This window comes from Ruegeria sp. D7 (assembly GCF_056534355.1).
Map to the genome: position 1 here is coordinate 270,353 of NZ_JBQFPG010000005.1, position 9,091 is coordinate 279,443.

The 9,091-nt window shown below is 56.7% G+C and carries 11 protein-coding genes; 4 read left to right on the top strand and 7 right to left on the bottom strand.

Annotated elements, in window-relative coordinates:
- Window position 1 precedes the first annotated feature (1 nt).
- The 4 genes from paaI to ACRZ9U_RS10315 all read left to right on the top strand — a co-directional run bounded on the left by paaI (window position 2) and on the right by ACRZ9U_RS10315 (window position 2,657).
- A complete protein-coding gene (paaI, locus tag ACRZ9U_RS10300) occupies window positions 2–430 on the top strand; it encodes a hydroxyphenylacetyl-CoA thioesterase PaaI (RefSeq protein ID WP_170397710.1) in 429 nt (142 codons plus the stop codon).
- Window positions 431–445: 15 nt separating this feature from the next.
- Window positions 446–1,753, top strand: a complete 1,308-nt coding sequence (paaK, locus tag ACRZ9U_RS10305; RefSeq protein WP_170404670.1) for a phenylacetate--CoA ligase PaaK — start codon at window positions 446–448, stop codon at window positions 1,751–1,753.
- Window positions 1,754–1,775: 22 nt separating this feature from the next.
- On the top strand, window positions 1,776–2,372 hold the full coding sequence (locus tag ACRZ9U_RS10310) for a TetR/AcrR family transcriptional regulator (RefSeq protein WP_170404673.1): 597 nt from the start codon (window positions 1,776–1,778) through the stop codon (window positions 2,370–2,372).
- 69 nt (window positions 2,373–2,441) lie between these two features.
- A complete protein-coding gene (locus ACRZ9U_RS10315) occupies window positions 2,442–2,657 on the top strand; it encodes a hypothetical protein (RefSeq protein ID WP_170404676.1) in 216 nt (71 codons plus the stop codon).
- A gap of 3 nt (window positions 2,658–2,660) precedes the next feature.
- Here ACRZ9U_RS10315 and ACRZ9U_RS10320 read toward each other — a convergent pair whose 3' ends face one another.
- From ACRZ9U_RS10320 to pcaF, 7 genes are read right to left on the bottom strand one after another with little or no spacing between them, the layout of a single operon-like run.
- Window positions 2,661–3,419 carry a Phenylacetic acid catabolic protein gene (locus ACRZ9U_RS10320; protein WP_170736610.1) on the bottom strand — a complete coding sequence of 253 codons (759 nt, stop codon included), beginning with the start codon at window positions 3,417–3,419 and terminating at the stop codon, window positions 2,661–2,663.
- 12 nt (window positions 3,420–3,431) lie between these two features.
- Window positions 3,432–4,505, bottom strand: coding sequence for a 2Fe-2S iron-sulfur cluster-binding protein (locus ACRZ9U_RS10325; RefSeq protein WP_170404683.1), 1,074 nt, complete (start codon window positions 4,503–4,505; stop codon window positions 3,432–3,434).
- A gap of 14 nt (window positions 4,506–4,519) precedes the next feature.
- The gene (gene paaD / locus ACRZ9U_RS10330; RefSeq protein WP_170404686.1) at window positions 4,520–4,978 is read right to left on the bottom strand and encodes a 1,2-phenylacetyl-CoA epoxidase subunit PaaD; all 459 of its coding nucleotides are present in this window, start codon (window positions 4,976–4,978) and stop codon (window positions 4,520–4,522) included.
- Window positions 4,979–4,984: 6 nt separating this feature from the next.
- The gene (gene paaC / locus ACRZ9U_RS10335) at window positions 4,985–5,752 is read right to left on the bottom strand and encodes a 1,2-phenylacetyl-CoA epoxidase subunit PaaC (RefSeq protein WP_170404689.1); all 768 of its coding nucleotides are present in this window, start codon (window positions 5,750–5,752) and stop codon (window positions 4,985–4,987) included.
- Window positions 5,752–6,036, bottom strand: a complete 285-nt coding sequence (paaB, locus tag ACRZ9U_RS10340; protein ID WP_170404692.1) for a 1,2-phenylacetyl-CoA epoxidase subunit PaaB — start codon at window positions 6,034–6,036, stop codon at window positions 5,752–5,754. The genes paaC and paaB overlap by 1 nt, the downstream gene beginning before the upstream one ends.
- Window positions 6,037–6,059: 23 nt before the next feature.
- Window positions 6,060–7,052, bottom strand: coding sequence for a 1,2-phenylacetyl-CoA epoxidase subunit PaaA (gene paaA, locus ACRZ9U_RS10345; protein ID WP_170404695.1), 993 nt, complete (start codon window positions 7,050–7,052; stop codon window positions 6,060–6,062).
- 15 nt (window positions 7,053–7,067) lie between these two features.
- The gene (pcaF, locus tag ACRZ9U_RS10350; RefSeq protein WP_170404698.1) at window positions 7,068–8,270 is read right to left on the bottom strand and encodes a 3-oxoadipyl-CoA thiolase; all 1,203 of its coding nucleotides are present in this window, start codon (window positions 8,268–8,270) and stop codon (window positions 7,068–7,070) included.
- Between the last annotated feature and the right edge of the window lie 821 nt (window positions 8,271–9,091).

Sequence of the window (9,091 nt, forward strand, 5' to 3'; positions counted from 1 at the left end):
GATGACGCCGAAGGAACGCGCCCAGAAAGCCGCTGCTGCCATGTGGGGGCGGGACAATGCCTCGAAATGGGCAGGCATGGAACTGGTCGAGATGGATGAAGGCGCTGCGACGCTGGCGTTGCAGGTGGCTGACCATCACTGCAACGGGCACGGGATCTGCCATGGAGGCGTGACATTCATGTTGGCCGACAGCGCCTTTGCCTTTGCCTGCAATAGTCGCAACCAGTCCACGGTCGCCCAGCACAATGTGATTAGCTACGTCGCGCCCGCGCGATCCGGTGATCTGCTGACGGCCCGCGCAACGGAACTGAGCCTGACAGGGCGCAGCGGTATCTATGACGTATCCATAACCAACCAAGCCGGACAAAAGATCGCAGAATTTCGGGGCTTTTCCCGCGCGGTCAAAGGTCCGGTGTTTGACGAGACCTGAGATGAGGGGGATGGCATGAAGGATCTTACTCCGAACAAGGCGGATCTTGATCCGATCGAGATCGCCTCGATTGATGAAATCCGCAACCTACAGTTGGATCGGCTGAAATGGTCGCTGCGCCATGCTTATGACAACGTGCCTATGTACCGGCAGCGGTTTGATGAGGCCGGTGTGCATCCTGACGACCTTCAGTCCCTCAGTGATCTGGCACGGTTTCCGTTTACCTACAAAAACGATCTGAGGGAAAACTATCCCTTTGGTCTGTTTGCAGTCCCGCGTGAGCAGATCATTCGTGTTCATGCCTCGTCGGGAACCACGGGCAAGCCAACCGTCGTGGGGTATACGCAAGGCGATATCGATAATTGGGCGGATCTGGTGGCGCGGTCGTTGCGTGCCAGCGGTTTGCGCCGGGGCGACATGGTGCACAACGCCTATGGCTATGGCCTGTTCACCGGCGGTCTGGGCGCGCATTATGGAATCGAACGTCTGGGGGCCACGGTCGTCCCGATGAGCGGTGGGCAGACCGGCAAGCAGGTCGACCTGATCACTGACTTCAAACCTGACGGGATTATGGTAACACCATCCTATATGCTGAACATTCTTGAGCAGTATCACAAGATTGGACTCGATCCGCGCGAATGTTCCTTGGCTGTCGGCGTCTTTGGCGCTGAACCTTGGACGGATTCGATGCGCTCCGAGGTTGAACAAGCATTCGATATGCATGCCGTCGATATCTACGGCCTGTCCGAGATCATGGGACCGGGCGTCGCCAATGAGTGCGTCGAAACCAAAGACGGGCCCGTGATCTGGGAAGACCACTTCTACCCCGAAATCATCGACCCGAAGACCGGCGAGGTCATGCCTGATGGTGAGATTGGTGAACTGGTGTTCACCACGCTGACCAAAGAAGGTCTTCCGATGATCCGCTATCGCACCCGTGACCTGACGCGGCTTTTGCCCGGTACGGCTCGGTCGATGCGTCGGATGGAAAAGATCACGGGCCGCTCGGATGACATGATCATTCTGCGGGGTGTCAACGTCTTCCCCAGTCAGATCGAGGAGCAGGTTCTGGCAACCGGCGGTCTGGCGCCCTACTACCAGATCGAACTTTACAAAGCTGGCCGGATGGACGCGATGCGCGTGCATGTCGAAGCAACGCCGGATGCAGCCGATGAGCTGAGCAAAACCGCCGCTGCTCGGATGCTATCTCGCCGGATTAAAGAGGTGGTTGGCATCTCGACCGAGATCGATATAGGCGAGCCGGGCGAGGTAGAACGCTCACAAGGCAAGGCCCGGCGCGTGATTGACAATCGGGACAGCTAAGCGACAGACGGAGGGTCAGGATTTGGCGCGCACGATAGCAAAAGACCACGACCATAAACGAACTCGCATCCTAAAATGCGCCGCCCGCGTCTTCGCGCAGGAAGGATTTGATCGGGCGTCAATGTCTCAGCTGGCGCGGGAGTGCGGGATATCCAAGGCCAATATCTATCACTACTACGACAGCAAGGACGCCATTCTGTTCGATATTCTCGACAGTTACCTGCTGCAATTGCGTGACCAGGTTTGCGGCTTGGACCTTGACGGGATGGAACCCGCGGATCGCTTGAAACGGGTGGTGCGGGAAATCCTACTGGCCTATCAAGGCGTGGATGATGAGCATCGCGTGCAAACCAGCGGCATGTCCGCATTGCCCGAAGAGCAGCAGTATCTGCTGCGTGGCTATCAGCGGGATCTGGTGGTGTTCGTCAGTGACATCATCGCCAGCATCTCGCCTGCAACTTTCAAGGATGATGCGGCCAAGCTTCGGGCCACGACCATGTCCGTTTTCGGAATGTTGAACTGGTTCTACATGTGGAATGCCGGGGCGGATGCCGACGCGCGCAGCGATTACGCCGCGTTGGTAAGCAATCTGACATTATCAGGTGTTGATGGCCTTTGAACCCTTGTTGGCACAGAGTTGATTTGGCTCTGCGGTCAGGATGAGGTTCAATATGGGCGGAGGTCACCCATGCAACGCCCTGATCGTTTCGATAAATTCTATTTCGCCAATGTAGGTCTGGGCGAAGCCTGTGGCTGCGCCGAGCGGGTGATTGACGTTTTTGAGTTCAATCGGAAATGTGGTGCTAAAGCCCAGCAGTCATTGAAGAAAGATCGGCGAAAGCGTCGCACGCTTCGCGGATTGGCCGTGAAGTATGGGTTGCTGAGCCGTAAACGCCAACTTTGAAAGCTAGGGTACTTTAAGTCCCAGCTTTTCGATCTGTTCGGTCGCTTTTACTGTCCACTGATCTTTCATCTCAATCCCGGTTAATTGCCGCAGCCCCAGCTTGCGGAGCGTTTCGGTTTTCTCGGCTGTGCCCGCCCCAAAACTTGCCGCGACCCGGGGCCACCAATATTCGACCGACGCTTGCATTTCTGCAGCCTTTCCCTGTTCTATCAGCTTGCCCGCACCCTCAAGCGCAAGCTCCCCATGGCGCGCCTCGATTGGGGAAATCTCGCGGAAGGCCTCGGCCAGAGGCTGATAGGATAACTGCGAAAACTGGGCGAGTTGGACGTCAACCGCCTGGCTCATCAGCAGGTTCATAACCACGGCATCTTCCCATCCTTCGATCGGATAGTTGAATACAGCAAGGCGCATGTCGTGTTCGGACCGCGTAGCCCCGATATCCGCATCACGATCCAGACGTGTGGTCCAGGGATGGTGATTTGCATAGCGGTCAGTGTTGGCTCCGAACTCGCCCATGATTTTCAGGACACGATCTGCGTTGTCGGTCTTTTCCAGCACAATCTTGGCCGCCGCGATGCGTTCCTTTATGCCCGGGCCCAGATTTATGATGTCGGCAAAGCCCGCTGCGCCGGCCAGTTCGCTGTCCACGAAGGTCGCCATCAATTTCATGAGCTCTGCACGATAGCGCGGAGGCACGTTGGTTGGATTACTCAGGACACCACCCGCTGCCAAATAGCTCTCGATTGTCATGTCTTCAGCCATCATTCCCTCCGTCTACTGATCGTAGTCCACGACTACAGTGTCGGTCAGCGGATAGGCCTGACAGCTCAGGACGTATCCTTTCTCGACTTCGTAGTCTTCCAATGCGTGATTGGCGACCATCTCGACCTCGCCCTCAAGCACCCGGCAGCGGCAGGTTGAACAGACCCCGGCCTTACAGGCGTAAGGCGCGTCCATCGCATTCTCCAACGCGGCATCGAGAATCGATTGATCCTTCGGCATGGTGATCGTTTGCGTTGCCCCGTCCATGGTGATTGATGTTTTGGTCTGGTTGTCCTGAGATGCCGTGTCCGCCCCGCTCACTTTGCGCTTGACCCGACCGGGTTGAGCGCTGGCGAAGAGTTCAAACTTGATCTGCCCGTCGTTCAGCCCATGCGCCCGCAGGGCTGAGGCAATGCCCAGCATCATCGGCTCGGGGCCGCAGATAAAAGCCGTGTCGACGTTCTGAATATCGATCCAGTGTTCAAAAAGTTCGGCACATTTGTCTTGCGTGACCAGACCTGTAAAAAGCTCGATTTCCTGCGCGTCTGTTTCCAGAATATGGATCACGTTCAGACGCCCCATATAGAGGTTCTTGAGGTCCTCAAGCTCCTCTCGGAACATGATCGTGTTCACGCCCTTGTTGGCATATACCAATGTGAACCGCGAATGTGGTTCTCGGGCAAGCATCGTCTTCAGGATCGAGAGAACCGGCGTGATGCCCGACCCACCCGCAAAGCCCAGATAATGCTTTTCGGCGGAGGGATCGATTGCGGTGTAAAAGCTGCCCATCGGCGGCATCGCCTGCACCGTATCGCCCACCTTTAGATCGGAGTTGGCCCAGGTCGAGAATGCGCCGCCATCCACGCGCTTGATCCCCACCTGCAGAATGCCCTCATCCTTGCCCGCGCAGATCGAATAGGACCGGCGCAGTTCTTCCCCGTCGAAATCGCGGCGGAAGGTCAGGTACTGGCCTTGGGTAAAGTCGAATTCATCGGCTGAACCGTTTACAGGTTTCAACGTCACGACCACCGCATCGCGGATGGTTTTGTGAACATCGGTAACTTCCAGATCATGAAAGCGTGCCATCCGGTGATCCTCCCTCAGATGCACTTGAAATAGTCAAAAGGTTCCAGGCAGTCGGTGCAGCGCCAATGGGCCTTGCAAGGGGTCGAGCCAAACTGGCTGACCTTTTCAACCGCCTTGCTACCGCAATGTGGGCAGCGTTCAGGTCCACCTGCAGGCTGCGGCGGGGCGATGCCGTAATCCTCGAGCCGAGCACGGCCCTTGTCGCTGAGCCAATCGGTGGTCCAAGCCGGTGCGATACTTGTCTCGATCCGCAGATCGTCGATTCCATGATCACGCAGCGCAGTTTCGATATCCATGCTGATGACCGAGGTCGCCGGGCAGCCTGAATAGGTCGGCGTGACGGTAACCGTCAGAGTGTCTTCATCCCATCGCACATCGCGTACAATGCCCAGATCGACGACCGAGATCACCGGAATCTCAGGGTCTGGTACAGCGTCCAGCCATTCCCACACCTGATCCGTTGAAGCCCGCATTGATCCTTACCACTTCGCGCCGGGATATGCGCGCTGCAACCACTGCATCTGTGTCAGAAGATGGCCCAGATGCTCGGTATGCATGCGACCGTCGCGCCCGCCCTTATGGGCAAAGCGGCTTTCGGGAATGGTTAGTGTCGCCTCGGACAGCACACGCTCGATCAGAGCGTCATATTCTGCGCGCAGATCTGCCGGGTTCGGGGCAATCCTCGCCGTAACCATTTCTTCATCAACATCGTCACTGGCAAACATCTCGCCGACATATGGCCAGAGATAGTCCAGCGCCTCTTGCATGCGGGCATGACTTTCCTCGGTCCCGTCACCAAGGCCCACAACCGTATCGCCCGAACGTTCGAGGTGATAGCTAACTTCTTTGCTGGCCTTGGCGGCGATCGCCGCGACACGTTCGTCAGAGGATTTCATCAGATGCCCCAGCATGATCGAATGCCAAGCATCAAACAGGAACTGACGCATCAGCGTGCGGCCGAAGTCGCCGTTCGGCACTTCGACCAGCAGCACATTGCGGAAATCCCAGGCGTCGCGCAGAAAGGCCAGATCATCGGCGGATTTGCCGCCGTCGATCTCACCCGCAAGACCCAGCCACATCTGAGTCTGACCGATCAGGTCCAGCGCGGTATTGGCCAGCGCGATGTCTTCCTCCAGCACAGGCGCATGGCCGCACCATTCGCTGACGCGATGGCTGAGGATCAGGGTATTGTCCCCCATCCGAAGCAGAAACTGCAGCAAAGCGTCATTGGAAACCGGAACACTCATTACATCGCCCCCACTTCTTCGGGAATATCGAAGAAGGTTGGATGGCGGTACACTTTGCTTTCGCTGGGCTCGTACAGCGGACCTTTGTCGCTGGGCGATGAGGCCGAGATGTTGTTGGCCTCAACCACCCAGATCGAAACGCCTTCGTTGCGGCGCGTGTAGACATCGCGCGCGTTCTTGATCGCCATTTCCGCGTCCGGGGCGTGTAACGACCCAACATGGCGGTGGCTCATGCCATGTTGTCCGCGGATGAAGATTTCCCACAGGGGCCATTCGTTGTTCATTTGGTATCCTCCTCAGGGCAGTCTTATTCTGCAGCCAGATTTGCGGCGCGTTTCTTGCGGGCATGAGCCAGCAGCCCGTCGCGAACCCATTTACCGTCGTCCCACGCCTTGTTACGCGCGGCCAGCCGGTCGACATTGCAGGGGCCGTTGCCCTTGATCACATCGAAAAACTCGGACCAGTCCGGGTCGGTGTAATCATAATGGCCCCGTTCTTCGTTCCATTTCAGGTCCGGGTCAGGGATACTCAGACCCAGATATTCGGCCTGAGGCACGGTCTGATCCACGAATTTCTGGCGCAGCTCGTCATTGGTGTTGATCTTGATCTTCCACGCCATGGATTGCGCCGAATGCACGCTTTCCTTGTCCGACGGCCCGAACATCATCAGCGACGGGTACCACAGTCGATTTATTGCATCCTGCGCCATCTTACGCTGCTCTGGCGTACCCTCTGCCATCTTGCGGATCGCATCATAGCCCTGGCGCTGGTGAAAGCTCTCTTCTTTGCAGATGCGGATCATTGCGCGCGAGTATGGTCCGAAGGACGTCCGCTGCAGCGGAACCTGGTTCATGATCGCGGCACCATCGACCAACCATCCGACCGCGCCGATATCAGCCCAGTTCAGGGTCGGATAGTTAAAGATCGACGAGTATTTCATGCGCCCGTCCAGCAGCATCTCGGTGATCTCATCCCGGCTGACACCCAGCGTTTCTGCCGCGCAATAGAGATACAGCCCATGCCCGGCCTCATCCTGCACCTTGGCCAGCAGGATCGCCTTGCGCTCCAGCGTTGGCGCTCGGGTGATCCAGTTTCCTTCGGGCAGCTGGCCTACGATTTCAGAATGTGCGTGCTGGCCAATTTGACGGATCAGTGTCGCGCGATAGTCGTCGGGCATCCAATCCTTGGGCTCGATCTTGATATCGGCGTCGATCTTGTCCTGAAACGCACGTTCCTGCTCGGTCATCTCCTCGCGGGATTTCACGCCTGTTCCGGCTGTTTTAATCATCTGAGCGTACATGTGAGGTCTCCTCCCTTACACACGTTCAAGAATAAGTGCGGCACCCTGCCCTACCCCGACACACATGGTGCAGAGCGCGTAGCGGCCTCCGGTGCGGCGCAGTTGATAGGCAGCAGTCATCACTAGCCGCGCACCGCTCATTCCAAGCGGGTGGCCAATGGCGATTGCCCCGCCATTTGGGTTCACATGCGGCGCATCATCGGGCACCCCGAGTTCGCGCAGCGTGGCTAGGCCCTGCGAGGCAAACGCCTCGTTCAATTCTATCACATCCATCTGATCGATGCTGAGCCCAGCCCGTGCAAGCACCTTACGGCTGGCTGGAACCGGGCCGATGCCCATCACGCGCGGCTCCACTCCAGCAACGGACATGCCAACCACACGGGCAATCGGGGTCAGGTCGTTCTTTGCCGCAGCAGATTCATTTGCCATCAGGATCGCCGCCGCGCCGTCGTTAACACCCGAGGCGTTTCCAGCGGTCACAGTCTTGTCCACCCCGTTGATGCCCTTTAGGCCAGACAGTTTCTCTGCTGTAGTCCCCGGACGTGGATGCTCGTCCGTATCGACCACCACCGGGTCACCTTTGCGCTGGGGAATTGTGACCGGGGTGATCTCCTCCTGAAACACCCCGGTCTGGTGCGCCGCGGCCCAGCGGGCCTGGCTGCGTTCGGCAAACGCGTCCTGATCGGAGCGACTGATACCATAAGCTTCCGCTACGTTATCCGCTGTTTCGGGCATCGAGTCGATACCAAATTCCTTTTCCATTTTCGGGTTCACAAAGCGCCAGCCGATCGTGGTGTCGTAAACGGCATTGGCACGAGTAAAGGCGGATGTTGCCTTGGGCATCACAAATGGCGCACGCGACATGCTTTCGACCCCACCCGCTATCGCCATGTCATAATCCCCAGCCTTGATGGCGCGCGCAGCCATGCCCACCGCATCCATGCCAGACGCGCAGAGCCGATTGATTGTCGTTCCCGGTACATCCACCGGCAGCCCTGCCAGCAACGCTGCCATCCGCGCCACATTGCGGTTGCTTTCACCAGCTTGGTTCGCATCGCCATAAATCACGTCGTCCAGACTGGACCAATCCACCTGTGGGTTACGCGCGACAAGCGAAGCGATTGGCAGGGCGGCAAGATCATCTGTGCGCACCTGGCTTAGTCCACCACCATATCGTCCGATCGGGGTGCGCTGGGCGTCGCAGATAAAGGCGTCCATAGGTCGATTACTCCGAATTTGAATTCACATCATTAAGTGACCGATAGGTCGGTTAATAAGCCTCTCATCGATTCGCAGCAAGCTTTATGTTACTTCATATACGTTTTCTTGTTTTTTCCGTAACGCTTTGGCTCGCTGCGAGTAACTTGGCCGTGTGAAACGTAGTCTTTGCCGGCTTACCACCTGCCCCAATACCGTCTCAGACCTTTGATAAGGGTTCCTTCAACGCGAAATTTGACAAAGCGAAAACGTACTTAGTCCGCTTCGAATAGGCAGTTTGAAATGTTGCCATTCTGAGATTGGAGTTCCGGTAAACGTTTGTATCTGCGGCAGACATCGCACCAGATTGTCTGGTTTTGACCTGTAGCGTTTAATGAATGACACTTAACAACTTTCGTCCCAAAAGCCGCCTTCAGTCATCGACAATCATCAAGTTAACTTTGAAAAGAAGCGTTGAATGATCTATACACAAAAGCCGAGGTGATGGCGATCATCCGCTGCCTTCTGTCGGAGACCCAGTAGGTCCCCAAAGAACGGAAGTATGCGATTAAACTTGTTGGGGAACTTGCGGATTTGCTTACTTTGGGGGCGTCCCAGAATGAACAAAACCGCCCTAGGGCGGCGCGTAAATATCTGATGTTGCACGGTGTTTTTTTCAGCATTAGGAATTGAACCTACGGCCTTCATGTTATGAGCCTGACGAGCTGAAGACGTTAAGCAATTGATCGGAGTGATCAATTGTAGTCTGCGCGGGCTGCTCTGGGATTTTCTAAAGTTGGTTGCGGGAGCAGGATTTGAACCTGCGACCTTCAGGTTATGAG

What these genes read in the sequence shown, in the direction of transcription:
- paaI (WP_170397710.1), top strand. Translation starts at nt 2, where the DNA reads ATGACGCCGAAGGAACGCGCCCAGAAAGCCGCTGCTGCCATGTGGGGG.
- paaK (WP_170404670.1), top strand. Translation starts at nt 446, where the DNA reads ATGAAGGATCTTACTCCGAACAAGGCGGATCTTGATCCGATCGAGATC.
- ACRZ9U_RS10315 (WP_170404676.1), top strand. Translation starts at nt 2,442, where the DNA reads ATGCAACGCCCTGATCGTTTCGATAAATTCTATTTCGCCAATGTAGGT.
- ACRZ9U_RS10320 (WP_170736610.1), bottom strand. Translation starts at nt 3,419, where the DNA reads ATGGCTGAAGACATGACAATCGAGAGCTATTTGGCAGCGGGTGGTGTC.
- ACRZ9U_RS10325 (WP_170404683.1), bottom strand. Translation starts at nt 4,505, where the DNA reads ATGGCACGCTTTCATGATCTGGAAGTTACCGATGTTCACAAAACCATC.
- paaD (WP_170404686.1), bottom strand. Translation starts at nt 4,978, where the DNA reads ATGCGGGCTTCAACGGATCAGGTGTGGGAATGGCTGGACGCTGTACCA.
- paaC (WP_170404689.1), bottom strand. Translation starts at nt 5,752, where the DNA reads ATGAGTGTTCCGGTTTCCAATGACGCTTTGCTGCAGTTTCTGCTTCGG.
- paaB (WP_170404692.1), bottom strand. Translation starts at nt 6,036, where the DNA reads ATGAACAACGAATGGCCCCTGTGGGAAATCTTCATCCGCGGACAACAT.
- paaA (WP_170404695.1), bottom strand. Translation starts at nt 7,052, where the DNA reads ATGTACGCTCAGATGATTAAAACAGCCGGAACAGGCGTGAAATCCCGC.
- pcaF (WP_170404698.1), bottom strand. Translation starts at nt 8,270, where the DNA reads ATGGACGCCTTTATCTGCGACGCCCAGCGCACCCCGATCGGACGATAT.